This is a genomic window from Variovorax sp. FW301-JW7 (assembly GCF_058788795.1).
Map to the genome: position 1 here is coordinate 268,407 of NZ_JBYTBC010000008.1, position 26,742 is coordinate 295,148.

Genomic DNA, 26,742 nt, shown 5'->3' on the forward strand with positions numbered 1-26,742 from the left:
GGTGGAAGCGGCGCTCAGCCGTTCCACGGCGGGCTTGCCACCACCGCCGACGTCGCGGGCCGCGACAAGCCCAGCGCCCCTTCCAGCATCCGCATGATCGTCTCGCGCGCCTGGTCGAAATCTTCCGGCTCCAGCGCCTGCTTGCCGAGCAGCATCCGCATCTGCCAGGCGAAGTCGGCGTAGGTCTGGGTCATGGCCCAGAGCGTGAAGAGCAGGTGCGGCACCGGCAGCGGGTCGATGTCGCCGCCCGCCATCCAGCGTTGCAGCACGGCCGCCTCGGCGCGAAAGGCGGGCACCAGCTTGGCCTGGATGTCGTCGGCACACTGCGGCGCCTGCGAGATGATTTCCTGCGCGAACAGGCGCGAGCCCGACGGGTGGTCGTAGGAGAACTTGAGCTTCTGCGTGACGTAGCGCTCCAGCGCCGCATGCGGATCGAGGTCCGCATCGGCGAGGCTGTTCAGGTTCGACAGCCACGAATCGAGCACGTCGTTGAAGACGCGCCGGTACAGCGCCTTCTTCGAGGGAAAGTAATACAGCAGGCTCTGCTTGGACACGCCCGCATCGGCCGCGATGTCGTCGACCGACACGCCGCCATAGCCGTGCAGCGCAAAGCGCTCCTGCGCCACCGCGAGGATGGCGCTCTCCAGGTTCTGGCGGCGCGCCTGGCGCTTCACCGCGGGGGGACGTGGCGCCACGCTCATGGGTGCCTGATCCGCGCCAGGAAGCGCACCAGCCGCTCGTCGCCGCACTGCGCCACGTTGAATCGGAACCACGCGAAGGGTTGCGGCGTGGTGCAGAAGTCGGCAGCGGCGGTGAGTGGCAGGCCCTGCTTGCGGGCCTCCTGCAACACCGCATCGCTCGACGGTCGCGGCTCGCTGCCGGCCGGCCAGCCGGCGCAGAGAAACGGTCCGCCATCGGGCACGCACAGTGCCTGCAGGCCCGCGCCGGTCAACAGCGACAGGGTGCGCTCGCCGGCGATCTTCAAGGACGTGTTGAGCCGCTGCAGGAAGCGCGCGTGGCCGGCGTCGGCCAGCACTTCGCAGGCCACGCGTTCTTCGAACTCGCTCGGCCCGAGCGTGGTGTGCAGGCAGCGCAGCGCGGGGTCGTCGGTCCAGCGCTGCGGCAACAGCACATGCGCGAGCCGCAGGCGGGCCGAGAGCGTCGCCGAGACGCTGCCGACCTGGGCCACGCGCTGCAGGCCGTCCATGGCCGCCAGGCTGGGCGCCTGCAGCGGCGAGAGCCCGCGCCAGGCGTCCAGCTCGATGACGCGCAGGTCGTGCCGCTCGGCGGCCTGCAGCGCCTGGTGCGCGCCTTGCGGCGTCATGCACACGCCCAGCGGATTGGACACGGCCGTCGACACGAACAGCAGCCGGCGCCGGCCCTCCACGGGCAGCAACGCGGCCTGCTCGTCGAGTGCGGCAATGTCGAGGCAGCCGCCGCGGCGCGGCACTTCCAGCGTGCGCCGGCCCAGCGTGTGGATCAACCGGCGCAGCTGGCGCGACGCGGGCGACTCGATCAGCACCGCATCGCCGGGCGCGGTCCAGGCCTGCAACAGGCACATCGCGGCGCCGAGGCTGCCGGCGGCGGTCATCACCTGCTGCGGACCGAGTGCCGGCAGCTCGGTGCGATGGCGTGCGGCGATGCGCTCGCGCAGCCGCGCCAGTCCGAGCCCGGGCCTGGCGCCGTCGTCCCATTCGGGGGTCGCCCGGGCCACGCGGCGCATGGCCTCGCGCACCAGTTCGTCGCCACGGTATTCGGCCGGTGGCGGCCTGTCGGGGTCCGCATGCGCTTCGGCCGCGGGCGCTGCCTCAGCGTCCGGCGCGGGCGCCGGCCGGTGCAGCACGTAGTAGCCGCTGCCCGGCCGCGAGGCCAGCACCGAGCGCGCGCGCAAGGCGCTGTACGACTCGGTGACGGTGAAGGTGCTGATGCCCAGCTTGCCGGCCAGCGCGCGCACCGAAGGCATCTTGGTGCCGGGCGCCAGGCGCCCGTCGATGACGCGCAGCTCGACACCCACCACGAGGCGCTGCGCCAGCCCGAGGCCGGGCGCGGCTTCGTCCATGTCGCCCATCAGGCCCTGCATCCAACCGGCACCGGCCTGCGCCGGCTGGCGCAGCACCGATGCGTTGCTTGAACTCTGCATCACCGGGTCTCCTTCGACACACATGGGGCCCGCCTGGACAGGGTTTGCCCTTGGGAACTGTGCTGGGCAGTGCGCCAAACAGCATGGTCGGCGGCGGCAAACACTTTCTCGTTCGCCGCGCCAACTGTGTATGGGCGGCACCCCTCGTTTGCTGAATCATCGCGACATTCGACCACTTGGTCAAACTTCATGAGAGCTCGATCTCTCATGTCGCACACGGTTACCCCACCACGACCTGGAGCTTGAAAGCCCATGAGCAGCACGATGAATCCCGTCGCGCCCAGCGCGCACATTGCCTCCGATGTGCGCGCCGGCCGTCTCGACCCCGCGCAGTACGCCAAGAACTTCTGCGACGCCCACCCGCCGCTGAACGTGGTGCAGGCCAACATCGAAGCCGAGCGCTGCTACTACTGCTTCGACGCGCCCTGCCAGACGGCCTGCCCCACGGGCATCGACATCCCGACCTTCATCCGCCGCATCGCCGACGGCAACCTGCGCGGCGCGGCGCGCACCATCCTCGAAGAGAACCCGCTGGGCGGCATGTGCGCCCGCGTGTGCCCGACCGAGGTGCTGTGCGAGCAGGCCTGCGTGCGCAACAGCAACGAGAGCAAGCCGGTCAAGATCGGCCTGCTGCAGCGCCATGCGACCGATGCCTTCTTCGAGGCACCTGGCGCCCCGCTCTTCGTGCGCGCGGCCGACACGGGCAAGCGCATTGCCGTCGTCGGCGCGGGCCCGGCCGGCCTGGCCTGCGCGCACCGCCTCGCGGTGCTGGGCCACCAGGTGATGCTGTTCGATGCGCGCCCCAAGCTGGGCGGCCTGAACGAATACGGCCTGGCCAGCTACAAGACGGTGAACGACTTCGCGCAACGCGAGATCGAGTGGCTGCTGTCGGTGGGCGGCATCGAGGTGCGCAACAACCAGGCGCTGGGCCGCGAGCTGCACCTCGATGCACTCGCCAGCGACTACGACGCGGTGTTCCTCGGCCTGGGCCTTGCGGGCGTGAACACGCTGGGCCTGGGCGAGCAGAGCGGCGTGCGCGATGCGGTGGACTTCATCGCCGAACTGCGCCAGGCCGCATCGCCGGCCGACGTGGCCATCGGCCGCCATGTGGTGGTGATCGGCGGCGGCATGACCGCCGTGGACGCGGCCGTGCAATCGCGCAAGCTGGGCGCGGAAGACGTGAGCATCGTCTACCGCCGCGGCGCCGAAGCCATGGGCGCTTCGGTCGACGAACAGAGCTGGGCCAAGGAGAACGGCGTGCGCATCATCCACTGGGCCGCGCCCAAGGCCCTGCGCGCCAAGGGCGGCGTGCTGCGCGGCATCGACTTCGCGCGCACCGCGTTCGTCGACGGCAAGCTGGTCGAGACCGGCGAAGCGCTCGCGCTGCAGGCCGACATGGTGCTGTGCGCCATCGGCCAGAGCTTTGTCGCGACCGCGCTGGAAGACAGCGGCGTGCAGCTGCAGGGCGGGCGCATCAGCACCGATGCCGAGTGCCGCAGCTCGCTCCCGAAGGTCTGGGCCGGCGGCGACGCGCGCTTCGGCGGGCGCGACCTCACGGTCGAGGCGGTGGAAGACGGCAAGCAGGCCGCGCTGTCCATCGACCGCCACCTGCGCGCCGCCTGACGCGACCGCACCGACCTTACTTTCCTCTCATTCCATCCGTGCGCGCCTTGCCGCGACAGGAGCAATTCACATGGCAGACCTGAGCATCGACTTCGTGGGCATCCGCAGCCCCAACCCTTTCTGGCTGGCCTCGGCGCCGCCCACCGACAAGGAGATCAACGTGGTCCGCGCCTTCGAGGCCGGCTGGGGCGGCGTGGTCTGGAAGACCGTGGGCGAAGACCCGAACGTGGTCAACGTGCACGGCCCACGCTACGCCGTGTCGTATGCGGCCGACCGCCGCGTGACGGGCTTCAACAACATCGAGCTGATCTCCGACCGCCCGCTGCGCACCAACCTGGAAGAGATGACGCGCGTCAAGCGCAACTGGCCCGACCGCGCGCTGGTGGCCTCGATCATGGTGCCCTGCACCGAAGAGGCCTGGAAGAACATCCTGCCCATGGTCGAGGACACCGGCTGCGACGGCATCGAGCTGAACTTCGGCTGCCCGCACGGCATGAGCGAACGCGGCATGGGCGCGGCCGTGGGCCAGGTGCCCGAGTACATCCAGATGGTGGCCGAATGGTGCAAGCACTACTCGAAGCTGCCGGTGATCGTGAAACTCACGCCCAACGTGGCCGACATCCGCCCCGCCGCGCGCGCCGCGAAGAAAGGCGGCGCCGACGCGGTGAGCCTCATCAACACCATCAACTCGATCATGGGCGTCGACCTGGACGCGATGGCGATGTTTCCGCACACCGACGGCAAGGGCTCGCACGGCGGCTACTGCGGCCCTGGCGCCAAGCCGATCGCGCTGCACATGGTGGCCGAGATCGCGCGCGACCCGCAGACGGCGGGCCTGCCGATCTCGGGCATCGGCGGCGTCTCGACCTGGCGCGACGCCGCCGAGTTCATCGCGCTGGGCAGCGGCTCGGTGCAGGTGTGCACCGCCGCCATGGTCTACGGCTTCAAGATCGTGCAGGACCTGTGCGACGGCCTCTCGAACTTCATGGACCAGAAGGGCTACGCCAACCTGGAACAACTGCGCGGCCGTGCGGTCGGCAGCATCACCGACTGGCAGCAGCTGAACCTGAATCACGTCGACAAGGCCGTGATCCACCAGGACCTGTGCATCCAGTGCGGCCGCTGCCACGTGGTGTGCGAAGACACCTCGCACCAGGCCATCAGCGCCACCAAGGACGGCATGCGCTTCTTCGAGGTGAAGGAAGAAGAGTGCGTGGGCTGCAACCTGTGCGTGTCGATCTGCCCGGTGCCCGGCGCGCTGTCGATGCGCACGCTGAAGGCCGGCGAGACGGACGCGCGCACCGGCCACCCGGTGGTCGGCCACTACGCCAACTGGACCACGCACCCCAACAACCCGATGCGCACCGGCAGCCCTGCCTGAGCGCATGCATGAATGACGAAGCCCGGCGCAGACCGGGCGGCGGCAGGAGGGGAACGACAACACGGCAAAAAACACGACACACGTGCAGGAGACAACCCACATGACGACCCCACAGCACGGCGGCGCACCCGCCGCAAACCTCTGGAACGAGGACCTGGCGCCCACCACGCTGGCACAGCGAACGTGGCGCTGGTACCACTTCGCCGCGCTCTGGGTGGGCATGGTGATGTGCATCCCCGCCTACATGCTGGCGGCCAGCCTGATCGAGGGCGGCATGTCGTGGGGGCAGGCGGTGCTGACCGTGTTCCTCGGCAACGCCATCGTGCTGGTGCCGATGCTGCTCATCGGCCACGCCGGCGCGAAGTACGGCATTCCGTATGCGGTGATGGCGCGCGCCTCGTTCGGCACGCGCGGGGCGCGGCTGCCCGCCTTGCTGCGCGCCATCGTGGCCTGCGGCTGGTACGGCATCCAGACCTGGTTCGGCGGCCAGATGATCTACACGCTGGTCGGCGTGCTCATGGGCCAGCCGCTGGGCGGCGACAAGCTGCCGATGCTCGGCATCAACGGCGCGCAACTCGTGTGCTTTTTGATCTTCTGGGCCATCCAGCTGTACTTCGTGGTGCACGGCATCGAGTCGATCCGCCGGCTCGAAACGTACACCGCGCCGCTCAAGATCATCGTGTGCATCGCCCTGCTCTACTGGGCCGTGCAGCGCGCGGGCGGCCTGGGCCCGATCTTCGACCAGCCTTCGCAGTTCGAGGCCGGCGGCAAGAAGGCCGGCATGTTCTGGGCCGTGTTCTGGCCGTCGCTCACGGCCATGGTCGGCTTCTGGGCCACGCTGGCACTGAACATCCCCGACTTCACGCGCTTCTCGCGCTCGCAGCGCGACCAGGTGGTGGGCCAGGTGATCGGCCTGCCCGCGCCCATGGGCCTGCTCGCGATGATGGCGGTGATGGTCACCTCGGCCACCGTGGTCATCTACGGCAAGGCGCTGTGGGACCCGGTGGACCTGGCCAGCCGCATGACCGGCGCCGCGGTGCTGATCGCGCTCATCATCCTGCTGATCGACACGGTGAGCGTGAACCTGGCGGCCAATCTCGTGGGCCCGGCCTACGATTTCTCGGCCCTCAACCCGAAGAAAATTTCGTACCGCACGGGCGGCTACATCACGGCCGGCATCGCCATCGTCATGATGCCGTGGAAGGTGCTGGAGACCACGCAGGGCTACATCTTCACCTGGCTCATCGGCTACTCGGCGCTGCTGGGGCCGGTGGCAGGCATCCTGATCGCCGACTACTACCTGATTCGCCGCAAGGAGCTGGACGTCGAGGCGCTCTACCGAGAGACCGGCGCCTACAGCTACGGCAACGGTTGGAATATGGCGGCCATCGTCGCCTTCGTGGTCGGCGTGCTGCCGAACATCCCCGGCTTCCTCAACGCCGCCTTTCCGTCGGCCGTGCCGTCGATGCCCGAGTTCTTCAAGACGATCTACACCTACGCCTGGTTCGTCGGCGTGGTGCTGTCGGCCGTGGTCTACATGGGGCTGATGAAGGCGCGCGCGCCGCAGCTTCAGGGCCTGGCCCCGCCCCTCAAGAACCCCAGCTGACACAAGAAAGAAAAGGAACCCACGCCATGACCGTTCTCATTCGCGGTGGCACGGTGGTCAACGCCGATGCCGAGCACCGTGCCGACGTGCTCTGCCAGGGGGACAAGATCCTCCAGGTCGGCACCGACCTGCAGGTGCCGGCGGGCGCCGAGGTGATCGACGCCGGCGGCGCCTACGTGATGCCCGGCGGCATCGACCCGCACACCCACATGCAGCTGCCCTTCATGGGCACCGTGGCGGCCGACGACTTCTTCAGCGGCACGGCGGCCGGCCTGGCCGGCGGCACCACCAGCATCATCGACTTCGTGATTCCCGATCCGCAGCAGTCGCTGATGGACGCCTTTCGCATGTGGCGCGGCTGGGCCGAGAAATCCGCCGGCGACTACAGCTTTCATGTGGCCGTGACCTGGTGGAACGACAGCGTGCACAAGGACATGGGCACGCTGGTGCACGAGCACGGCGTGAACAGCTTCAAGCACTTCATGGCCTACAAGAACGCGATCATGGCCGACGACGAGATCCTGGTGAAGAGCTTCCAGCGCTCGCTGGAACTCGGCGCCATGCCGACGGTGCATGCGGAGAACGGCGAGCTGGTCGCGATGCTGCAGCAGCAACTGCTGGCACAGGGCATTCGCGGCCCCGAGGGCCATCCACTGTCGCGCCCGCCGATGGTCGAGGCCGAGGCGGCCAACCGCGCCATTGCCATCGCCGATGTGCTGGGCGTGCCGATCTACGTGGTGCACGTGTCGTGCGGCGAAGCGCTCGACGCCATCACCCGTGCCCGCGCGCGCGGCCAACGCGTGTACGGCGAAGTGCTGGCCGGCCACCTGGTGGTCGACGAAAGCGCCTACCGCGACCCCGACTTCGCACGCGCCGCCGCCCACGTGATGAGCCCGCCCTTCCGTTCGCGCGAGAACCAGGCCATGCTGTGGCGCGGCCTGCAGGGCGGCAACCTGCACACCACGGCCACCGACCACTGCACCTTCTGCGCCGAGCAGAAGGCGGCCGGCCGCGACGACTTTACGAAGATCCCCAACGGCTGCGGCGGCGTCGAGGAGCGCATGGCCGTGCTGTGGGATGCGGGCGTCAACGCCGGCCGGCTCACGCCCTCGGAGTTCGTGCGCGTCACCTCCACCAACGCGGCGCAGCTGTTCAACCTGTACCCGCGCAAGGGCGTGATCCAGGCCGGTGCCGACGCCGACATCGTGGTCTGGGACCCGAAGGCCACCAAGACGCTGTCGGTGAAGACGCAGCACTCGAAGAGCGACTTCAACATCTTCGAAGGCCGCCAGGTGACCGGCGTGCCCAGGCACACCGTGAGCGCAGGCCGCTGGGTCTGGCGCGACGGCGACCTGCACGCCGAGCCGGGCACCGGCCGCTACCTCAAGCGCCCGCCCTTCGCGCCGATGTTCACCGCGCTCGAACGCTTCAAACAGCAGCACGCGCCCACGGCCGTGGCGCGCTGAACCCCCAAGGAGTCATACATGAATGCAGCAGTGGACACGCAGGTGCTGACGATCAACGGCGAGCGCCTGTGGAACTCGCTGATGGAACTGGCGCGCATCGGCGCCACCCCCAAGGGCGGCGTCAAGCGGCTGGCGCTGACCGACCTCGACAAGCAGGGCCGCGACCTCGTGGTGTCGTGGGGCAAGGAAGCGGGGCTGAGCATCACGGTCGACAAGATCGGCAACGTCTTCATGCGCCGCGAAGGCAGCAACCCCGCGCTGCCGCCCATCGTGTCGGGCAGCCACATCGACACGCAGCCCACCGGCGGCAAGTTCGACGGCAACTACGGCGTGCTGTCGGCGCTGGAGGTGGTGCGCACGCTGAACGACCAGGGCATTCGCACCGAGGCACCCATCGAGGTCGCGTTCTGGACGAACGAGGAAGGCTCGCGCTTCGTGCCGGTGATGATGGGCTCGGGCGTGTTCTGCGGCGCCTTCAGCCTGGAGCACGCCTACGCCGCGAAGGACACCGAGGGCAAGACGGTGCGCGAAGAGCTGGAACGCATCGGCTACATCGGCGACCAGGCGCCGGGCGACCACCCCATCGGGGCCTACTTCGAAGCGCACATCGAGCAGGGGCCTGTGCTGGAAGATGCGGACAAGGTCATCGGCGTGGTGCCGGCGGTGCTCGGCCTCTCGTGGTACGACTGCGTCGTCACCGGCATGGAGGCGCATGCGGGCCCTACGCCGATGCACCTGCGTCGCGACGCGCTGCAGGTGGCGACGCGGATCATGCAGGAGGTGGTGGCCATCGGGCTGCGCTACCCGCCCTACGGGCGCGGCACGGTCGGCATGGTGCAGGTGCACCCGAACAGCCGCAACGTGATTCCGGGCGAGGTGAAGTTCTCGGTCGACCTGCGCAACGTGAGCGGCGAATTGCTCGACCGCATGCACGGCGAGATCCTCGCCTGCGTCGATCGCACGGGGCGCGAAACCGGGTTGGGCGTGACGATCGAGCGCGTGTCGTACTTTCCGCCCTGCCCGTTTCACCCCGATTGCGTGGACGCGGTGCGCCGCGCGACCGAAAGGCTTGGCTACTCGACCATGGATGTGGTCTCGGGCGCGGGCCACGACGCGATCTATGCCGCGCGGCTCGCACCGGCCGGCATGATCTTCGTGCCCTGCAAGGACGGCATCAGCCACAACGAGATCGAGGACGCGCAGCCCGACCACCTGACGGCCGGCTGCAACGTGCTGCTGCATGCCATGCTGGAGCGCGCGAAACGCGTCGACTGACGCGCTCGCGGCGGCGTTGCCGCTACTGGTACGCCGCCAGCTCCTGCTTCGCGATCGCGTTGCGGTGCACTTCGTCGGGGCCGTCGGCCACGCGCAGGTGGCGTTCGTAGGCGTAGAAGTGCGTGAGCAGCGTGTCCTGGCTCAGGCCCATGGCGCCGAAGGCCTGCATGGCCCAGTCGATCACCTTCACGCAGTTGTTCGGCGTGAGCACCTTGATCATCGCGATCTCTTTCGCCGCGACCTTGTTGCCCACGGTGTCCATGCGGTAGGCGGCGTTGAGCACCATCCAGCGCGACTGCTCGATCAGCATGCGCGACTCGGCAATGCGCTCGCGCCACACGCCCTGTTCCGACAGCGGCTTGTGGAAGGCCACGCGCGACACGAGGCGCTGGCACATCAGCTCCAGCGCGGCCTCGGCCATGCCGATGGCGCGCATGCAGTGGTGGATGCGTCCGGGGCCGAGGCGGCCTTGCGCGATCTCGAAGCCGCGGCCCTCGCCCAGCAGGATGTTCTCGACCGGCACGCGCACGTTGTCGAACACGATCTCGGGGTGGCCGAAGGGCGGGTCGTACATGCCCAGCAGCTGCATGTCGCGCACGATGGTGATGCCGGGCGTGTTCTTGGGCACGAGCACCATCGACTGCTGCTTGTGGCGGTCGGCGTTGTCGGGGTCGGTCTTGCCCATCAGCACGAAGATCTCGCAGCGCTCGTTCATGGCGCCGGTGATGTACCACTTGCGCCCGTTGATGACGTACTCGTCACCTTCGCGGCGAATGCTGCAGCGGATGTTGGTGGCGTCGCTGGAGGCCACCTCGGGCTCGGTCATCGCGAACGACGAGCGGATCTCGCCGGCCAGCAGCGGCGTGAGCCAGCGTTCCTGCTGCGCCTTCGTGCCGTAGCGCGCCAGCACTTCCATGTTGCCGGTGTCGGGCGCGGAGCAGTTGAAGATCTCGGCGCACCAGTAGCGCCGGCCCATGATCTCGCACAGCGGCGCGTACTCGACATTGCTCAGGCCCGGGCCGTGTTCCGACTCGGGCAGGAACAGGTTCCACAGGCCGCGCTCGCGCGCCTTGGCCTTCAGGCCGGCCATCATCGGCAGCTCGGCATACGGGCGGCCGGCGCGGGCGTTGGCGGCCAGCTCTTCCTCGCGGCGCTTCTCGTTCGGGTAGACGTGCTCGTCCATGAACTTGAGCAGCTCGGCGCGCAGCGCGAGCACCCGGGGCGTGAATTCGAATTGCATGTCGTCTCGTCCTTCTTCCAATGTGCGGTCGAAGATACGTCGCGATGCGGATCGGGACGGTCGTTCGCGCGACAGCACGAACGCCGCCCTGGGCAGGTCAGCGTGGCGTGGGCAGCGCGGTCGCCAGCGCGGCCAGCGCCGCCACCACCTTCTGCACCGACTGCGCGGCGCGCGCGTCCTTCAACGTGCCGTCGGCCTCGAAGGCCTCGTTCGCGCGCCCGAGTGCGAACTGCTGCGGCGCCACCAGCATGGCGAAGGCCATCTGCAGGTACTGGCGCAGGAAGTTCATCGAGCGCAGCGCGCCCAGCGGCCCGGGCGAGGCCGACAGCAGCGCAGCCGGCTTGTTGGCCGTGGCGGCCAGGCCGCCCGCGTGGCCGTCGCCCGGCGGAATGCGCGAGAGCCAGCTGAAGGCGTTGATGACCAGCGGCGTGGGAAAGCCGTTGTACTCGGGCGTGACGATCAGCACGCCGTCGTTCGCCGCGATGGTGCTGCGCAGTTCGTGCGCGCCGGCCGGCACGCCCGAGGCGGCCTCGAGGTCGCCGTCGTACACGGGCAGCGCCAGCGCGCGCAGGTCCATCTCCGTCACCTGCAGGCCCGCCGCGCGCGCGGTGGCCGCGGCCACGGCCGCCAGCCGGCGGTTGAGCGAACCGTCGCGGGCGCTGCCGGGAATGATCAGGATGCGGGGACTGTCCATGCGGGGCTCCTTGCCGTGCGTTGAAAGAAGAAGGAAAGCCGCGCCGCACGTTTCGCGTGCGGCGCGGCTTTCGTCAGTGTCGCACCCGGAAGATCAGGCGCGCTGCGAATCCAGCTGCTCGCTGTTCGTCACGACCTCCTGCGCCTTCATGTAGCTCTCGATCAGCAGCTGGTAGGGCGGGAACACGGCGCTGTAGGCCTCGGCCCATTGCGCGGCGTCGTCGCGGTGCCAGGTCTTCTGCACTTCGGAGCACACGCCCGCGGTGTCGATCGGCACCACGCCGGCCTGCACCACGCGCGCCAGCGTGATCTCCTGCGCCATCTTCGAGTACGTGCCCGAGGCGTCGATCACCGCGAACACGCGGTAGCCCTCGTGCACCGCCGCGATGCTCGGGAAGGCCATGCACACGCTGGTGATGGTGCCGGCAATGATCAGCGTGCCGCGCCCCGTGGCCTTCACGGCGGCCACGAACTCGGGGTTGTCCCAGGCGTTGATCTCGCCCTTGCGCGCCACGTACTGCGCATGCGGCGCGTACTTGTGCACTTCGGGAATCAGCGGGCCGTTCGGTCCTTGCGGCACCGAGGCGGTGGTGATGACCGGGATCTTCGCCAGCGTCGCGACCTTGGCCAGCGTGGTGACGTTGGAACGCAGCTCGGTCATCGGCATGTCCTTCACGGTCTGGAACAGGCCGCTCTGGTGGTCGATGAGCAGCATCACGGCATCGTCGGGGTCGATGACGGGCTTGGCGCCGTTGAAGTTGGCAACGTTGTTGGGAATGGTCATGGCGTGCTCACTTTCCCTGGGTCAGCTGCGTGTAGCTGGTGATGAGGTTGCGGTAGTCGGGGATGTGGTTGGAGAACAGCGTGCCCAGCCCCTCGATGTCGTTGCGCCAGTCGCGGTGTAGCTCGCAGGCCACGCCGAACCACGACATCAGCTGCGCGCCGGCGGCCGACATGCGGTCCCACGCGGCCTGGCGCGTCACATCGTTGAAGGTGCCCGACGCATCGGTGACGACGAAAACGTCGAAGCCCTCGGCCAGCGCCGACAGCGCCGGGAAGGCCACGCAGACCTCGGTGACCACGCCGGCGATCAGGAGCTGCTTCTTGCCCGTGGCCTTCACGGCCTTGACGAAGTCCTCGTTGTCCCAGGCGTTGATCTGGCCGGGGCGGGGAATGTAGGGCGCGTCGGGGAACTGGGCCTTCAGCTCGGGCACGAGCGGGCCGTTGGGGCCGTTCTCGAAGCTGGTGGTCAGCACCGTGGGCAGCTTGAAGTAGCTGGCGATATCGGCCAGGGCCAGCACGTTGTTCTTGAACTTGTCGGGGTCGATGTCGCGCACCAGCGAGAGCAGGCCGGTCTGGTGGTCGACCAGCAGCACGGCGACATCGTTCTTGTCGAGACGGGTGTAGGGCTTGGACATGGAAGGCTTCCTTTGTGAGGTTGAATGCCGGGGAAAAATGGCCCCCGATGCATGTCCGTCAGCGTAAAAGCGCCCCCGAAAGTCCGGTAGTCGGCGAAATTTGCCTGCAGCGTTCCACCCGATGGACGATGGCAACACCCGTGCGCGCAGGTCGGATGAATTCGCGCCCGCCGGAGCCGATCCCTCGCGGCGGGTAAAATACCCCTACATGTCCCGCTGGTTTGCCGCTACCGTCCTCGCTTTCATGCTGTCGTGCTACGGCTTCGCCGTGCTCGCGCACGGGCTCGTCGGCGGCAACCATGTGACGTCGACGGGTGACCGCCAGACCGTCGCGACGCTCGCCGTCGCACTGGCCGATGGCGGCAACAGCGAGTCCGGCAACACGTCTTCTTCCGAAGACCCGTCCGCCATGGACGAAGCCGGCTCCGAGCACGCCGAACTGCTCGACGCCCGCCCCCACGCACGCAACCTGCTGGTGCTCTCCGCGCAACCGCCGCGGCTGGGCTCCACCTCGGTGCTCTCGCCGCTGCTCGACCGGCCCAAGCGGCCACCCCGGCCCCACGCCCTCCTCGCCGCCTGAGGCCGCGCGGCGGCGAGCGAACGCCTGAGGACCGATCCGGTCCGGGCGTTTGCGCTCACCCATCCGGCCCGTCGCCTGTTTCGCGCGACGCACCTGCCCCTTCTTTTTCAGCCGTCTGACGGCCCCGCCGCACGTGTCATGCGACCCGTCCGGCCCTCTCTCTTTTCAGGATTTTTTGATGAACTCCAGCCCATCGGCCTACCCCTCCAGCTTCGGCGCACCGTTGGCCTCGGTCCAGGAACGCAACCGCGTTCTGCGCAACACCTACTGGCTGCTCGCACTGTCGATGGTGCCCACCGTGCTGGGCGCCTGGCTCGGCGTGGCCACCGGCCTCACGCGCGCCCTGTCGCCGGGCATCGGCCTCATGGTGTTCCTCGGCGGCGCCTTCGGCTTCATGTACGCCATCGAGAAGACCAAGAACTCCGCCGCCGGCGTGCCCGTGCTGCTGGCCTTCACCTTCTTCATGGGCCTGATGCTGTCGCGCCTGGTCGGCAGCGTGCTCGGCCTGTCCAACGGCGCCAGCCTGGTGATGACCGCCTTCGCCGGCACCGGCGGCATCTTCCTGGGCATGGCCATGCTCTCGACGGTCATCAAGCGCGACATCTCGGCCATGGGCAAGTGGCTCTTCGTGGGCGCCATCGGCCTGCTGGTGGTGGGCATCGCCAACGTCTTCATCCAGTCGAGCGCGCTGATGATGACGCTGTCGGTCGCTGCCATCGGCATCTTCTCGGCCTTCATCCTGCACGACCTGAAGCGCGTGAAGGACGGCCTGGAAACCAACTACATCTCGGCCACGCTGGGCGTGTACCTGAGCCTCTACAACGTGTTCCAGTCGCTGCTGGCCCTGCTGGGCATCGCCGGCGGCCGGGACGAGTAAGCGCACACAGAACGACAAGACAAGGAAGGAAAGCACCATGCGCCTCACCACCAAGGGCCGCTTCGCGGTCACCGCGATGATCGACATCGCCCTGCACGGCCGCTCGGGCCCCGTCACGCTGGCCTCGATCAGCCTGCGCCAGCAGGTCTCGCTCTCGTACCTGGAACTGCTGTTCGCCAAGCTGCGCCGCAACGGGCTGGTCGAATCCACCCGCGGCCCCGGCGGCGGCTACTCGCTCAGCCGCAAGGCCACGGAGATCACGGTGGCCGACATCGTGCTCACCATCGAAGACCTGGGCGCCAGCAAGATCCGCCCGCGCGCCGCCGGCTCGGCCGACGAACCCGGCCGCTGCGAGATCGACGACCTGTGGGCCTCCGTGAACCTGCGCGCCGTCGAGTTCCTGCGCTCGATCTCGCTTCAGAGCCTGGTCGATGAACAGAAGGCCAAGGGCGTGCAGCCCGCCACCAGCGCGGCCGCCCGCCGCACGACATCCGTCGTCGGCTCGCCGGTGCGCAAGCCCTTCGTGGTCGACGCGCCGAACTCGGTGTTCGCACTGGGACGGCGCCATAGCACGAGCAGCTGATACCCGGCACGCGCGGGCGGCACGGCCTTGAATGTGCCCCCCGCGCGGACTAGACTGCAATGGCAAGGGCACCCGCGGTGCCGGGGGCCAAGGAGCCTGCCATGTACAAGCGTGTTCTCGTCGCCACCGACGGCTCTTCGCTGTCGGACAAGGCGGTGGCCGCGGCCATCGACCTCGCGTTGCTGACCGGCGCCGAGCTGGTGAGCGTCAACGTCGCGCACATCCAGCCCTATGGCTATTTCGAAGGCTCGATGCTGCTGAACCAGACGGACTTCGAAGCCAACCAGAAACACGTCGAGCAGGCGGCCCAGCGCGTGGCCGATGCGGTGCGCGACACCGCCCTGGCCAAGGGCGTGCGCCGCGCCGACGCGGTGGTCATGAAGTCAAACCAGGTGGCCGAGGCCATCATCCACGCCGCCAAGAACCAGGACTGCGACCTGATCGTGATGGCCTCGCACGGGCGCCGCAGCCTCGCACGGCTGCTGCTGGGCAGCGAGACGCTGCACGTGCTGACGCACTCGCACATCCCGGTGCTGGTGCTGCGCTGAACTGAACGAACGAGGCCCCGCGCACGCGGTGCGCGGGGTTATCTCGTCGCTGCGGACTCGACGGTCTCGACGACCGTGCGACCGGCCGGCGGGCACGACGGCCCGGCATCGCGGCCGAAGCAGCGCGCGGCCTGCGTGCGCGCCTGCGCCTCCTGCGCGTGGCGCGCCTGCGCGGCATCGACCTGGTAGTCGAGCAGCCACTTCATGAGCAACAACATCGCGATCACCAGGCCGAGCGCCACACCCAGCAGGGTCGTGCGCCAGTTGCGAGGTCGCACCGCAGACGGCGCGCGGGCCGGTGCGCTGCTTTCCATCGCGGTGAAGCCCGCAAGGCTGCGGGAGGCGCCGCCGTCATGGATGCGACGGCGGGGGGGTTCGGGGGTCGCGGAACGCGCGGACACCGAGGTCTGCGCGCGCTTCACGCGCGGCGCATGGGCAGTGTCCGAAGGCAGGTGGCGGGCAGGCATGACGGGGGCGATTATGAACGCCTTGCGCCCCCGGTCCGTGCGTCAGGCACCGACGCCGAACGCCGCGTGGTACCGCACCTCGCCGACCGGCCAGGCACCGTGGAACGACACGGCCTGAAAGTATTCCGGCGGAACGCCCGGCAACACCAGCCCGGGCCGCACGACGAAGCCGAAGCGGCCATAGAAGGCCGGGTCGCCCAGCAGCACGCAGCCCTGCGCGCCAGCGTCGCGCAGGCCAGCCAGCGCCGCGTCCATCAGCAGCCGGCCGATGCCCTGCCCCTGGCGCGCGGGCGCCACCGAGATCGGCCCCAGGCCATGCCAGCCGGTCGTACCGTCCGAGATCGCCACGGGCGACAGCGCCACATGGCCGACGATCTCGCCACCGTCTTCAACCACGAGCGACAGCGTGAGCTGGCCGGCCGCGCGCAAGGCGTCGACGATGAGGTGTTCGGTGCCGTCGGCATGCGGTGCTTCGGCAAACGCCGCCACCGTCAATTGCCGGATGGCGGCCTCGTCGCCCGGTTGCTCGGGGCGAACCACCGGCCCCGCCTCTGGCCGCCGCGCAGCCTCCACCTTCTTCTGCGTGTCGGCATCCACCAACGCTCGCATGGCACGGAACAGCGGACGGCTGCCGGTGTGCTTCTGGCCGTAGCCGAGGTTGAATTCGTAGTCGAAGTCCGGCGGGTTCGCGCCCTGGTTGTGCTGCAGCAGGGTCTCGAGCTTGTCGAGCGCCTTCACCGCCTGCGCTTCGGGTGTCTCGGCCTTTTCGTACTCGTCCCACAGCGCCAGGATGCCCGCGCGCAGCGGCGCGTCGAGCGTGCGCGTGAGCACCTGCAGGTCTTCGCGCTCCTGCGCGCTCTTGTCGGGATGCGCGCCTTGCACGATGGCGGGAATGTCGCCGTGGATCGCCTCGCCCAGGTCGTGCACCACGCACATCTTCAGCACCTTGAGCAGGTCCAGGTCGGCCAGCTCGTCCTCGAAGGCCATGGCCATGAGGCACAGGCGCCAGCTGTGCTCGGCCGTGCTCTCGGTGCGGCCCGAAGCGGTGTGCGCGCTGCGCAGCACGCTCTTGAGGCGCTCGGCCTCGCGAAGGAAGTCCAGCCTTCCCTTGATCTGATCGATGTCCATCTCGCGGTCTCGTTCGTCCTGAATGTGTCAGGCCGAGCCTAAGCGATCCGCAGGCACACCGTTGTTACAGCGCCGGCCCCAGTCCGATCGGCGCGGGCACCACGTTGACGATGCGCGTGAAGAGCGACGCATACACCTCGTCAGGCGCGGGGTGGTTGGAGAACAGGTCGCGGTTCTCGCCGAAGGCCGCGTCGAGCTCGCGCCAGTCGTCGGCATTGAGCACGCGCTCGGCCAGCGGAAGAATCTCGCGTTCCTCGTGCGCCATGTGGTCCAGGTAAAAGCTCACGTACTCGTTCATCGCCTGCTCGAAGGCCAGGCGGCGCGGCTCGCCGAGCATCTCGAAGGCGAGCAGCGCATGTTCGACGTGGCGGATCTTGCGCTCGCCCCAGGCATGGTCGTTGTCCAGCTTGTCCATCAGGTCGCGCGAGATCGGCGTGCAAGCGCGCAGCCGGGGAAAGAGCAGCTCGGTCTCCTTCGGGTGGTGGCGCTTCTCGGGAAACTCGTCCACGTAGAACAGCATCGCGCGCAGCGTCGCGAAGTCGGGCATCGTGCCCTTGCGGCGGTGCTGGTCGAGCAGCATCACGATGGAACGCAGCATGGCCGCCAGCGCGGCGTGCTCCTGGCGAATGATCCGGACGGCGGCATGTGTCATGGAGGGTCTCCTTCTTTCGAAGGCCCCAAGGGTCGCAAGTCCGACGCGGCCCAGGCTTGTTCCAGATCAAGGCCCGTGCATGCAGCCAGGCACAGACTGGCATGGCATCTCCTGTCTTTTTCTTCAACGCACCCTGGAGGTTCCACACCATGTACCAACGCATCCTGGTTCCCGTCGACGGCAGTTCCACCTCCGCCGAAGGCCTGGCCGAAGCCATCCGCCTGGCAAAGCTCACCGGTGGCCGCCTGCGCATCGTCCACATCCTCGACGAGCTCTCGTTCGCGCTCGGCATGGACGTCTACGTCGGCCATTCGGGCGACTGGCTCGGGGCGCTGCGCGCCAACGCCGTGACGCTGCTCGAGAAGGCCCGCGCCCAGGCGCAGGAAGCGGGCGTCGAGGCCGAAGTCGTGCTGCGCGATGGCTTCAAGGCCGGCGCGGTCCACGACCAGGTGGTGACCGAGGCCGTCGATTCGAAGGCCGACCTGATCGTGCTCGGCACGCACGGCCGGCGCGGCCTGAGCCGCTGGGCCATGGGCAGCAGCGCGGAACACATCCTGCGCGTGGCGCCCGTGCCGGTGCTGCTGATCCGCGCGCCCGAAGCCGCGGCCAAGGTGGAGTCCGAGCGCTTCAGCCTGCCGGACGGGCAGGTCGCGAACCAGTAGGCCTTCCGGCGCGCGAACAAGAAAAAAGCGCCGGCCGGCGCTTTTTTTTCTCTTTCGAAGCCTCTCAGGCGTAGGAACGCAGCCGCACCGCAAAGGCCGCCAGCGGTGCGATGCCGCTGGCTTCGGCGCGCTCGCACCAGTCCTGCAGCCGCTTCACGAGCTGTTCGCCGGTAGCGCCCGAGCGGCTCCACAGCGCCGTCAGCTCGCGCCGCATGGCGTACATCGTTTCCAGTGCCTGCGAAGCAACCAGCGCCTGCGTGAGCTGCGCATGGCGCGTGGCGTCGAGGGCTTTTTCTTCCTTGCCGAGCCAGGGCCGCGCGGCGCGCAGTGCGCGTGCCTTGTTCGGCGCGAGCGCATGCACCCGGGCCAGCTCTTCGGTGCAGGCCTGCTTCAGCGAGCGCGAGTAGTTCGACAGCACGTCGTAGTGGTGCCGGATCACCGCCTGCACCGTGAGCAGGTCGACGGTGGCGCGCGGCGTGGTGAGGCGCGGCTTCGGCGCCAGGTGCTTCACCTTCGCCAGCCCCACCGCCTGCAGCGCGCGGATGTAGACCCAGCCGATGTCGAACTCGAACCACTTGTTCGAGAGCTTCGCCGAGGTCGGGAACGCATGGTGGTTGTTGTGCAGCTCCTCGCCGCCGATCAAGAGGCCGATGGGAAAGATGTTCGTGCTCGCGTCCGACGCAGGCCAGTTGCGGTAACCCCAGAAGTGGCCGATGCCGTTGACCACACCGGCGGCCCAGAACGGAATCCATGCGATCTGAACGAGCAGCACCAGCGCGCCCGGCAGCACGCCGAACAGCGCCATGTCGATCAGGCCCATGCAGGTGATGCCCAGCGTCTGGTAGCGCGTGTACAGCCGCCGCTCGAGCCAGTCGTCGGGCGTGCCGTGGCCGTAGCGGCTGAGCGTCTCGGGGTTGCGCGCCTCGGCCACGTACAGCAGCACGCCGCCCCACAGCACGCGCTTCAGGCCCACCACCTGCGGGCTGTGCGGGTCGTCGGGCGTGTCGCACTTGGCGTGGTGCTTGCGGTGCACCGCGGCCCATTGCTTGGTGACCATGCCTGTGGTCATCCAGAGCCAGAAGCGGAAGAAGTGGCTGGCGATGGGATGCAGGTCGAGCGCGCGGTGCGCCTGGTGGCGGTGCAGGAAGATGGTGACCGAGGCGATGGTGACGTGCGTCAGCGCCAGCGCGGCCAGCAGCACGCCCCACCACGGGAGATCGAGCGCGCCCGAGAAAAGAAAAGATGCCATTCGTTCGTACCTTCTGGACCCTGTGGACAACGGGCGCGATTCTCGGAAGCGCCCCGCCCGCGGGCCTTGCGCCAGATCAACGGCGGGCGCTGCGGCTGCCGCAGCCGCGCCTTGCGTGCTACGCTTCCCGGCTCCCTGCGCCCTTCCCCGTGGCGCCGGCGTTTTTTCTCCCAGCCCCCGCATGACTTCTGCCCCCCACATCGCGGTGCTCGACGACGAGGTCGACATCACGCTGCTGCTGGCCAACTACCTCCAGGGCCACGGCTACCGCGTCACCCAGATCCACGACGGCGCGGCGCTGCGCTCGCTCATGGCCGCCGACCCGGCCGACCTCGTGCTGCTGGACCTCGGCCTGCCGGGTGAAGACGGTTTTTCCATCGCCCGCCACATGCGCGAGAACTGGCGCTGCGGCCTCGTGATCGTCACCGGCCGCGGCGACCCGGTGGACAAGGTGGTGGGCCTCGAAGTGGGCGCCGACGACTACGTGACCAAGCCCTTCGACCTGCGCGAGCTGGCGGCGCGCGTCAAGGCCGTGCTGCGGCGCCTGACGCCCGACGCGTCGGCGGCCGCCGCCCCCACGCCGCCCGAGCGCCTGCGCTTCGCCGGCTGGCGCCTGGACACCGCCGCGCGCAGCCTCAGCAACGCGCAGGGCGAGGCCGTGGCGCTGACCACCGGCGAGTTCGACCTGCTGTGCGCCTTCGCGCGGCACCCGGGCCGCGTGCTCTCGCGCGACTTTCTGCTCGAGCAGACGCGCGGGCGCGAAGCCGCCCCCTTCGACCGCACGATCGACGTGCAGGTTGGCCGGCTGCGCAAGAAGATCGAGGCCAACGCCGACGATCCGCAGCTCATCAAGTCGGTGCGCGGCGCGGGCTACATCCTGGTGCCGCCGGTCACCCATGGCTGACGGCAACGCCCCCTCGATTCCCGGCCTGCCCTCGGGTGTCGAGGAAGGCAGCGTGTTCCGCTCGCTGTTCGCCGCGTATCCCGATTCGCTGCTGGTGGTCGACCAGTCGGGCCGCATCGTGCTGGCCAACCCCTCGGCCGCCGCCATGCTCGGCTACGCGGCCGACGAACTCGTGGGCCTGAGCGTGGAAGCGCTGGTGCCCGACAGCATCCGCCCGCGCCACGCCGCATTCCGCGAGGCTTACGGCCGCGCGCCGCGCCCGCGCCCGATGGGCACCGACATGGAGCTGGTCGCCAAGCGCAAGGACGGCAGCGAGGTGATGGTCGAGATCGCGCTGAGCCCGCTGCAGAACCAGGGCCTGCCCTTCGTGGTGGCCGCGATCCGCGACATCGGCGCCTACCCGCGCGTGAAGCAGGCGCTGCAGCGCGCGCGCTACAGCGAACATCTGGCGCAGCTGGGCCGCCTGGCGGTCGACACGCGCGACCTGCAGGTGGTGCTGGCGCAGGTGCCCGACATCGTCGCGACCGCGCTGCAGGTCGAGGTGGCCATGGTGTGGCTGCTCGACGGCAGCCAGCGCGAGTTCCGCCTGGCCAGCGGCGTGGGCCTGGTCGCCGACGAGAGCGTGGGCCTGCGCATCGCCAACCGGCCCGACACGCAACCCGGCTACGTGCTCTCGCAGGGCTGCCCCGTCGTGGTCACGGACTACCGCGAGGAACGCCGCTTCACCGTGCCGCCCGCCTACCTCGAGGCCGGGCTGGTCAGCGCGCTGGCCGTGCCGCTGTCCGACCGGGGCCGCGTGACCGGCATGCTGTCGGTGCGCGCCACCGCCGCGCGGCGCTTCGGCGACGAGGAGATCCGCTTTCTCGAATCGGTGGCCAGCCTGCTCGCCACCAGCCTGCAGCGCGTGCAGACCGAAGAGGCGCTGAACCACGCGCAGCGCCTGGAGAGCGTGGGCCAGCTCACCGGCGGCATCGCGCACGACTTCAACAACCTGCTCACCATCATCCAGGGCAACCTGCAGGTGCTCGAGGAGCTGCCGCAGCTCGCGGCCGACGGCTACGCGCAGCAGCTCGTGGCCGCCGCCGCGCGCGCCAGCCGGCGCGGCGCCGAACTCACGGGCAAGCTGCTGGCCTTCTCGCGGCGCCAGATGCTGCAGCCCGACGCGGTCGACGTGCGGCAGATGCTGCACTCGCTCACCGACATGCTGCGCCGCACGCTCGACCAGCGCATCCAGATCGAGATCGATGCCGACGACCCCTGTCCCGCCGTGCGCGCCGACCCGGGCCAGCTCGAATCGGCGCTGCTGAACATCGCCATCAACGCGCGCGACGCCATGCCCGAGGGCGGGCGCCTGCACTTTCGCGCCGAGGCCTGCGACGCCCTGCCCGCCACCGTGCGCCAGGAACTGAGCGACGCCGACGCCGGCCGCCGCTTCGTCGCGCTCTCCATCGCCGACAGCGGCACCGGCATGACCGACGCGGTCATGGAACACCTCTTCGAGCCCTTCTTCACCACCAAGGAAGCCGGGCGCGGCACCGGCCTAGGCCTGAGCACGGTGTACGGCTTCGTGAAGCAGTCGCGCGGCGCCATCGCCATCGACAGCAAGCTCAACGCCGGCACCACCGTCACGCTCTACCTGCCGCAGGTCGAGGCCGATGCGGCGAGCGCTGCGGCACCTGCCGATGAAGATGCCATGGAGATCGAAGCCGAGGCCACGCTGGCACCCGGCCTGCGCGTGATGCTGGTCGAAGACGACGCCGAGGTGCGCCAGGTGGTCCACACCTTCCTGACCACGCTGGGCTGCGAGATCGCGACCGCCGCCAATGCCGAACAGGCCCTGCCCGCCATGGCGGCCGAAGCCACGCCCTTCGACCTGCTGCTGAGCGACATCGCGCTCGGCCCCGGCATGCGCGGCACGCGGCTGGCCGCCGAGGCCGTGCAGCGCCAACCCCGGCTCGCGGTGCTGCTGATGTCGGGGTTCTCGGCCGAGCTGCTCGACGCCGACCGCGAAGCGCCGCCGGGCTGGGAGCTGCTGCGCAAGCCGTATTCGCGCAGCGAGCTGGCGCGCGCGATGGCGCGGGCGCTGTTGGCTGCGCGCGAGTGAACGAAGTCTCTTCCTACTGAAGCATCGCGGGCGCCGGCGCCAGGCAGCGCTGCACGAAGGCCGAGAGCGCGCCCACGTCGGGAATCTGCACCTCGCGCCGGCCCTTGGTGGCAAAGCCGATGACCTTGTCGCGCGCCAGCCGCGAGAGTGCGCGGCTCACGCTTTCGAGCGTCATGCCCAGGTAGTTGCCGATTTCGGCGCGCGTCATGCGCAGCGTGATCTCGTCGGTGCGCATGCCGCGGTCGGCCAGCGACTCGGCCCAGTAGCGCAGGAAGTCGGCCACGCGCGCGTCGGCCGGCAAGGTGCACACCGACATCAGCGAATCGCGGTCGTGCGCGATCTCGCGGCTCATCGCGGCGTGCAGCATCTGCAGCAGCGCGGGGTGCGTGGTGCAGGCGGCCAGCAGCGATTCGTAGGGCACGACCCAGACCTCGCCGGTGTCCATCGCCACCGCGTCGCACACGTAACGCTGGCCCGCGATGCCGTCGAAGCCGAGCCAGTCGCCGCGGAACTTCAGGCCCACGACCTGCTCGCGGCCGTCGGCCGAGAGATTCACGATCTTGAAGAAGCCCGAGTTCAGGATGTAGAGGTTGCCGAAGCGTTCGCCGGCCTGGTAGATCACGTCGCCCGTGTGCACCATGCGGCGCTGCGGTTGCAGCTGCTCGGCCAGCAGGCGCAGGCGCTCGGCCGTGCGGCGGCCCGCGTCTTCCTTGTGCACCGCTGCCGGCAGCGACCGAAGCGGGAGGATGGGGTTGGGGCGGGCACTCGTGAGCATGGGGATTCCTCGGCGTTCTGTCTGTCTTGTGTGGCGTTGCCTGCGATCAGGCGATGTCTCGATGCTAGGAAGCGCGAGGCCCCGCAGTGACAACGGCCCGCATCGGTGCGTAACGTCGGGTGAATGCTCTGTGTCCGGCGTGTAACAGCGGGGCGGTCCTTGATGTGCGTCAAGGCCGGCGCGGATTGGGTGGCTAGCCTCCGCGAGACACATGTCGAACCTTGCCATGCACCCTTCCACCGCCGCGCTGTCGCCCCAGAGAGAGGCCAGCCTGCTCGGCCGCGCCCGGCTGCTCCAGCGCGCCGCGCTCGACGGCGCCGCGCCGCCGCGGCTGCTGCGCGGCAAGAACCTCGGCCTGCTCAGCGAGACCGGCGACAGCGCCGCCCTCGCCCTGCTGCGCCAGGCCGCCGAGGAACTGGGCGCACAGGTCGCGACCATGCGCTCCAGCCTGTCGACCGACACGCCGGTGCAGGAGCTGCAGCACACGGCGCGCATGCTCGGGCGGCTCTACGATGCCGTCGCCTGCGAGGGCATCGATGCCGGGCTGGTGCGCCAGATCGGCCAGCATGCGGGCATTCCGGTGCACGACGGCGCGGCGGCCGACAGCCACCCCACGGCCGCGCTCGCGGGCCTGCTCGGCGAGCGCACGGCGGCGGCGGACAACCGGCGGTTCGTGCTGCAGGCGTTGCTGATCGAGAGCATCGCCTGATTCGGTGGCGCGGCTGTACTTCAGCCGCACCAGTCGGCGATGCGGTGGCTCAGGTCCATCCACAGCGCCTGCAGCGCCACCGCCGCCAAGAGCACACCCGCCAGCCGCGCGCCCCAGGCCTGGCGCGTGCCGCTGTCGCCCCATCCGCGCAAGCGCTGCCACAGCCACGGCGCAGCAAGCAGCGACACGCTGCTGCCGAGCGCGAACAGCGCCATCGTCGATGCGCCCTGCAGCGGCCCGTTGCCCAGCGCGGCCAGCATCAGCGCCGAATAGAGCAGGCCGCAGGGCATCGCGACCCACAGCGTGCCCGTGGCCAGCACGCCCAGCAGCGAGCCGCCGGCCATCGGCCGCAGGCGTGTTTCGAGCGCACGCCCGGCGCGCTGCGCCCACAGCGGCTGGCGGCCCGCGACGGCGAGCATCACGCCCCAGGCGAACACGAACACATGCAGCATCACCCACAGTGGGCGCCAGGCCGCGACCTGCGCGCTCGCTGCGCCCAGGCCGTGCAGGCTCGCAGCGGCGATGGCGCCGGCCGCTGCATAGCTCGCCATGCGGCCAAGATGGAATGCGACCGGTGCGATGGCGTGCGTGGCCTGCGAGGGCCCGCCCGCCGGCACGATGCGGATCACCGCGGACGACACCGCGCCGCACATCGCCACGCAGTGCGGCCCGCCCGCGAGCCCCATCAGCAGCGCGGCGCCGGCGAGTGCGGGGGAATCCATCGAATCAAACCACGCGCGAAAAGCGCGTGCGCGTCGCTGCGCAATAGCGATCGAACACCATCGCCACCGCACGCACGAGGAACCAGCCGGCCTCGGTGACCTCGATGGTGCGCGGCGACAGGCGCACCAGCCCTTGCTCGGCCATCGGCGCCAGCGCGGCACGCTCGGGGGCGAAGTAGTCCGCGAAGGCGATGCCGTGCGCGGCTTCGACCGCGTCGAAGTCCACGCGCCCCCGGCACATCAGCGCCATGATGACCTCGCGGCGCAGCAGGTCGTCGTCCGACAGCGCGAGCCCCTTGACCACGGGCAGGCGGCCCTGGTCGAGCAACGCGTAGTAGTCCTCCAGCGTCTTCGCGTTCTGGCTGTAGGTTGCGCCCACGCGGCCGATGGCCGACACGCCGAGGGCGACGAGGTCGCCGTCGGGCTGCGTGCTGTAGCCCTGGAAATCGCGGTGCAGCCGGCCCTCCCGCTTGGCCACGGCCAGCGGGTCGTCGGGCAGCGCGAAGTGGTCCATGCCGATGTAGACATAGCCGGCTTCGGTGAGCGCCGCAATCGCGCGCCCGAGCATGCGCACGCGCGTGGGCGCGTCGGGCAGTTCATCGGCCGCGATGCGCCGCTGCGGCTTGAAGCGCTCCGGCAGGTGGGCGTAGGCATACAGCGCGATGCGGTCAGGGCGCAGTTCGCGGATCTGCGCGAGCGTGCGCTCGAACGAGGCATCGTTCTGACGCGGCAGGCCGTAGATCAGGTCGACGTTGATCGATTTGAAACCCAGCGTGCGCGCCGTGTCCATGAGCGCGAAGACCTGCGCCGCCGGCTGGATGCGGTGCACGGCCTGCTGCACGGCGGGGTCGAAGTCCTGCACGCCGAAGCTCAGGCGGTTGAAGCCGAGCGCGGCCAGCGCCGCGAGGCGCTTGGCATCGACGGTGCGCGGATCGATCTCGATCGACTGCTCGCCGCCCGGCACGAAGGCGAACGCGCGGCGCAGCAGGATCACCAGTTCGCCCAGTTCTTCGTCGTCCAGGAAGGTCGGCGTGCCGCCGCCCAGGTGCAGCTGGCCGACGGGCGCACCAGGCCCGAGCTGCGCGACCTGCAGCGCCACTTCGCGCGCAAGGTAATCGAGGTACTGCCGCCCGCGCTCGCGGTGCTTCGTCACGACCTTGTTGCAGGCGCAGTAGTAGCACAGCGATTCGCAGAACGGGATGTGCACGTAGAGCGACAGCGGTTCGCCGGCCGTGTCCGCATCGCGCCGCAAGTGCAGCGCCTGCGCGTAGTCGCCGGTGCCGAAGGTCTCGACGAAGCGATCGGCCGTGGGGTACGAGGTGTAGCGCGGGCCGGGCACGTCGAAGCGACGCAGCAGCTCGACGGGCAGCACGGACGGGGTCTCGGGAACGCAGGCCAGGGGCAAGCTCATGACGCAGTCTCTTTCTCGGACGGCAGCGCCAGCAGCGTGGTGCACGCGCTCGAGGCCGCCGCCATCAGCCAGAACACGAAGAAGGACACGGTGTAGATGCCCTGGCGCGACATGCGCAGCGCATCGGCGCCGCAGTACGAGTGGATCGGATCGATCATCGCGAACACCAGCACCTCCATGCCGCAGGCCACGAGGAACGACGGCCACAGGATGCCGGCGATGCGGCGCATGGCACTCATGGGGCCGCCCTCTTGGGCACCGGCACATCGTCCTCCGGCGTGGCCGCGTGATTGCGCCCGGCCTGCGCCGGCATGCGCTTCTTGTCGGCCAGCGTGCGGTTGATCTCGATGCCTTCGCGGTAGTAGTCCTCCGACACCAGCACCTCGGGCGTGCGCAGCGCCAGCCACACGGTCACGATGCTCGCCAGCACCACGGCGGCAGGCCCCGCGATCACCAGCCAGACCAGCGGGTAGCGCCACCAGGGGCCGCAGGTCGCGGGTGCGTTCATCGGCAGGGCATCGTTCATGGA

The 26,742-nt window shown here is 69.4% G+C and carries 28 protein-coding genes and 1 pseudogene; 13 read left to right on the top strand and 16 right to left on the bottom strand.

Translation table 11 applies throughout. The features are described from left to right. Window positions 1-14 precede the first annotated feature (14 nt). The gene (locus AC3WQM_RS22370; RefSeq protein ID WP_492681772.1) at window positions 15-701 is read right to left on the bottom strand and encodes a TetR family transcriptional regulator C-terminal domain-containing protein; all 687 of its coding nucleotides are present in this window, start codon (window positions 699-701) and stop codon (window positions 15-17) included. Further along, window positions 698-2,140 (bottom strand): aminotransferase-like domain-containing protein, encoded by a 1,443-nt coding sequence (locus AC3WQM_RS22375; protein ID WP_492681774.1) that lies wholly within the window; start codon window positions 2,138-2,140, stop codon window positions 698-700. The genes AC3WQM_RS22370 and AC3WQM_RS22375 overlap by 4 nt, the downstream gene beginning before the upstream one ends. Window positions 2,141-2,392: 252 nt before the next feature. On the opposite strand from AC3WQM_RS22375, the gene AC3WQM_RS22380 reads away from it, so the two are divergent. From AC3WQM_RS22380 to AC3WQM_RS22400, 5 genes are all read left to right on the top strand, one after another. After that, on the top strand, window positions 2,393-3,763 hold the full coding sequence (locus AC3WQM_RS22380; RefSeq protein WP_492681776.1) for an NAD(P)-dependent oxidoreductase: 1,371 nt from the start codon (window positions 2,393-2,395) through the stop codon (window positions 3,761-3,763). Between the two features lie 70 nt (window positions 3,764-3,833). Further along, window positions 3,834-5,144, top strand: a complete 1,311-nt coding sequence (gene preA / locus AC3WQM_RS22385) for an NAD-dependent dihydropyrimidine dehydrogenase subunit PreA (protein ID WP_062479945.1) — start codon at window positions 3,834-3,836, stop codon at window positions 5,142-5,144. Window positions 5,145-5,244: 100 nt separating this feature from the next. Further along, complete coding sequence (locus tag AC3WQM_RS22390) at window positions 5,245-6,750, top strand: NCS1 family nucleobase:cation symporter-1 (protein WP_492681778.1); 1,506 nt, start codon at window positions 5,245-5,247, stop codon at window positions 6,748-6,750. A 26-nt stretch (window positions 6,751-6,776) separates the two neighbouring features. Next, complete coding sequence (hydA, locus tag AC3WQM_RS22395) at window positions 6,777-8,216, top strand: dihydropyrimidinase (RefSeq protein ID WP_492681780.1); 1,440 nt, start codon at window positions 6,777-6,779, stop codon at window positions 8,214-8,216. 18 nt (window positions 8,217-8,234) lie between these two features. Then, the gene (locus AC3WQM_RS22400; RefSeq protein ID WP_492681782.1) at window positions 8,235-9,491 is read left to right on the top strand and encodes a Zn-dependent hydrolase; all 1,257 of its coding nucleotides are present in this window, start codon (window positions 8,235-8,237) and stop codon (window positions 9,489-9,491) included. Window positions 9,492-9,513: 22 nt separating this feature from the next. Here the strand turns inward: AC3WQM_RS22400 and AC3WQM_RS22405 are convergent, their stop codons facing one another. The 4 genes from AC3WQM_RS22405 to ycaC all read right to left on the bottom strand — a co-directional run bounded on the left by AC3WQM_RS22405 (window position 9,514) and on the right by ycaC (window position 12,842). Beyond that, complete coding sequence (locus AC3WQM_RS22405; RefSeq protein ID WP_492681784.1) at window positions 9,514-10,731, bottom strand: acyl-CoA dehydrogenase family protein; 1,218 nt, start codon at window positions 10,729-10,731, stop codon at window positions 9,514-9,516. Between the two features lie 97 nt (window positions 10,732-10,828). Continuing rightward, window positions 10,829-11,425 carry an NADPH-dependent FMN reductase gene (locus tag AC3WQM_RS22410; protein WP_492681786.1) on the bottom strand — a complete coding sequence of 199 codons (597 nt, stop codon included), beginning with the start codon at window positions 11,423-11,425 and terminating at the stop codon, window positions 10,829-10,831. A gap of 93 nt (window positions 11,426-11,518) precedes the next feature. Continuing rightward, window positions 11,519-12,208 carry an isochorismatase family protein gene (locus tag AC3WQM_RS22415; RefSeq protein ID WP_492681788.1) on the bottom strand — a complete coding sequence of 230 codons (690 nt, stop codon included), beginning with the start codon at window positions 12,206-12,208 and terminating at the stop codon, window positions 11,519-11,521. Window positions 12,209-12,215: 7 nt separating this feature from the next. Then, the gene (ycaC, locus tag AC3WQM_RS22420) at window positions 12,216-12,842 is read right to left on the bottom strand and encodes an isochorismate family cysteine hydrolase YcaC (RefSeq protein ID WP_062479957.1); all 627 of its coding nucleotides are present in this window, start codon (window positions 12,840-12,842) and stop codon (window positions 12,216-12,218) included. Between the two features lie 244 nt (window positions 12,843-13,086). Here ycaC and AC3WQM_RS22425 point away from each other — a divergent pair, with 244 nt between their 5' ends. The 4 genes from AC3WQM_RS22425 to AC3WQM_RS22440 all read left to right on the top strand — a co-directional run bounded on the left by AC3WQM_RS22425 (window position 13,087) and on the right by AC3WQM_RS22440 (window position 15,430). Next, window positions 13,087-13,422, top strand: a complete 336-nt coding sequence (locus AC3WQM_RS22425) for a hypothetical protein (protein ID WP_492681790.1) — start codon at window positions 13,087-13,089, stop codon at window positions 13,420-13,422. 178 nt (window positions 13,423-13,600) lie between these two features. Then, a complete protein-coding gene (locus tag AC3WQM_RS22430; protein ID WP_492681792.1) occupies window positions 13,601-14,299 on the top strand; it encodes a Bax inhibitor-1/YccA family protein in 699 nt (232 codons plus the stop codon). Between the two features lie 37 nt (window positions 14,300-14,336). Continuing rightward, the gene (locus tag AC3WQM_RS22435; RefSeq protein WP_492681794.1) at window positions 14,337-14,882 is read left to right on the top strand and encodes an Rrf2 family transcriptional regulator; all 546 of its coding nucleotides are present in this window, start codon (window positions 14,337-14,339) and stop codon (window positions 14,880-14,882) included. Window positions 14,883-14,983: 101 nt separating this feature from the next. After that, window positions 14,984-15,430 (top strand): universal stress protein, encoded by a 447-nt coding sequence (locus AC3WQM_RS22440; RefSeq protein WP_062479963.1) that lies wholly within the window; start codon window positions 14,984-14,986, stop codon window positions 15,428-15,430. 38 nt (window positions 15,431-15,468) lie between these two features. Here the strand turns inward: AC3WQM_RS22440 and AC3WQM_RS22445 are convergent, their stop codons facing one another. From AC3WQM_RS22445 to AC3WQM_RS22460, 4 genes and pseudogenes are all read right to left on the bottom strand, one after another. Then, window positions 15,469-15,897: a hypothetical protein gene (locus AC3WQM_RS22445; protein WP_492681796.1), complete on the bottom strand. Its 429-nt coding sequence runs from the start codon at window positions 15,895-15,897 to the stop codon at window positions 15,469-15,471. 42 nt (window positions 15,898-15,939) lie between these two features. Beyond that, window positions 15,940-16,437, bottom strand: coding sequence for a GNAT family N-acetyltransferase (locus AC3WQM_RS22450; RefSeq protein ID WP_492681890.1), 498 nt, complete (start codon window positions 16,435-16,437; stop codon window positions 15,940-15,942). 153 nt (window positions 16,438-16,590) lie between these two features. After that, a pseudogene (locus AC3WQM_RS22455) lies at window positions 16,591-17,025 on the bottom strand (HD domain-containing protein); the annotation flags it as partial. Window positions 17,026-17,089: 64 nt separating this feature from the next. Continuing rightward, the gene (locus AC3WQM_RS22460; RefSeq protein WP_492681798.1) at window positions 17,090-17,677 is read right to left on the bottom strand and encodes a hemerythrin domain-containing protein; all 588 of its coding nucleotides are present in this window, start codon (window positions 17,675-17,677) and stop codon (window positions 17,090-17,092) included. 149 nt (window positions 17,678-17,826) lie between these two features. On the opposite strand from AC3WQM_RS22460, the gene AC3WQM_RS22465 reads away from it, so the two are divergent. Beyond that, window positions 17,827-18,339 carry a universal stress protein gene (locus AC3WQM_RS22465; protein WP_307587113.1) on the top strand — a complete coding sequence of 171 codons (513 nt, stop codon included), beginning with the start codon at window positions 17,827-17,829 and terminating at the stop codon, window positions 18,337-18,339. A 64-nt stretch (window positions 18,340-18,403) separates the two neighbouring features. On the opposite strand, the gene AC3WQM_RS22470 is transcribed toward AC3WQM_RS22465, so the two are convergent. Continuing rightward, window positions 18,404-19,588 (bottom strand): DesA family fatty acid desaturase, encoded by a 1,185-nt coding sequence (locus AC3WQM_RS22470; RefSeq protein WP_489057813.1) that lies wholly within the window; start codon window positions 19,586-19,588, stop codon window positions 18,404-18,406. A gap of 181 nt (window positions 19,589-19,769) precedes the next feature. Between AC3WQM_RS22470 and AC3WQM_RS22475 the strand changes: the two genes are divergently transcribed. Together AC3WQM_RS22475 and AC3WQM_RS22480 are read left to right on the top strand one after the other, a co-directional pair. Beyond that, window positions 19,770-20,492, top strand: coding sequence for a winged helix-turn-helix domain-containing protein (locus tag AC3WQM_RS22475; RefSeq protein ID WP_159275506.1), 723 nt, complete (start codon window positions 19,770-19,772; stop codon window positions 20,490-20,492). Continuing rightward, on the top strand, window positions 20,485-22,596 hold the full coding sequence (locus AC3WQM_RS22480; protein ID WP_492681800.1) for a PAS domain S-box protein: 2,112 nt from the start codon (window positions 20,485-20,487) through the stop codon (window positions 22,594-22,596). The genes AC3WQM_RS22475 and AC3WQM_RS22480 overlap by 8 nt, the downstream gene beginning before the upstream one ends. Window positions 22,597-22,609: 13 nt before the next feature. Here the strand turns inward: AC3WQM_RS22480 and AC3WQM_RS22485 are convergent, their stop codons facing one another. Next, window positions 22,610-23,371, bottom strand: coding sequence for a Crp/Fnr family transcriptional regulator (locus tag AC3WQM_RS22485; protein WP_492681802.1), 762 nt, complete (start codon window positions 23,369-23,371; stop codon window positions 22,610-22,612). Between the two features lie 226 nt (window positions 23,372-23,597). Between AC3WQM_RS22485 and AC3WQM_RS22490 the strand changes: the two genes are divergently transcribed. After that, window positions 23,598-24,080: a Rossmann-fold NAD(P)-binding domain-containing protein gene (locus AC3WQM_RS22490; protein ID WP_492681804.1), complete on the top strand. Its 483-nt coding sequence runs from the start codon at window positions 23,598-23,600 to the stop codon at window positions 24,078-24,080. A 20-nt stretch (window positions 24,081-24,100) separates the two neighbouring features. On the opposite strand, the gene AC3WQM_RS22495 is transcribed toward AC3WQM_RS22490, so the two are convergent. Genes AC3WQM_RS22495 through AC3WQM_RS22510 form a run of 4 tightly spaced genes read right to left on the bottom strand, consistent with a single transcriptional unit; the run spans window position 24,101 to window position 26,739 of the window. Next, the gene (locus tag AC3WQM_RS22495) at window positions 24,101-24,802 is read right to left on the bottom strand and encodes a sulfite exporter TauE/SafE family protein (protein ID WP_492681806.1); all 702 of its coding nucleotides are present in this window, start codon (window positions 24,800-24,802) and stop codon (window positions 24,101-24,103) included. Between the two features lie 4 nt (window positions 24,803-24,806). Next, complete coding sequence (hemN, locus tag AC3WQM_RS22500; RefSeq protein WP_492681808.1) at window positions 24,807-26,213, bottom strand: oxygen-independent coproporphyrinogen III oxidase; 1,407 nt, start codon at window positions 26,211-26,213, stop codon at window positions 24,807-24,809. Then, window positions 26,210-26,452: a hypothetical protein gene (locus AC3WQM_RS22505; protein ID WP_062481687.1), complete on the bottom strand. Its 243-nt coding sequence runs from the start codon at window positions 26,450-26,452 to the stop codon at window positions 26,210-26,212. Before AC3WQM_RS22505 ends, hemN begins: the two co-directional genes overlap by 4 nt. Then, on the bottom strand, window positions 26,449-26,739 hold the full coding sequence (locus tag AC3WQM_RS22510) for a FixH family protein (protein ID WP_492681810.1): 291 nt from the start codon (window positions 26,737-26,739) through the stop codon (window positions 26,449-26,451). Before AC3WQM_RS22510 ends, AC3WQM_RS22505 begins: the two co-directional genes overlap by 4 nt. Window positions 26,740-26,742 lie beyond the last annotated feature (3 nt).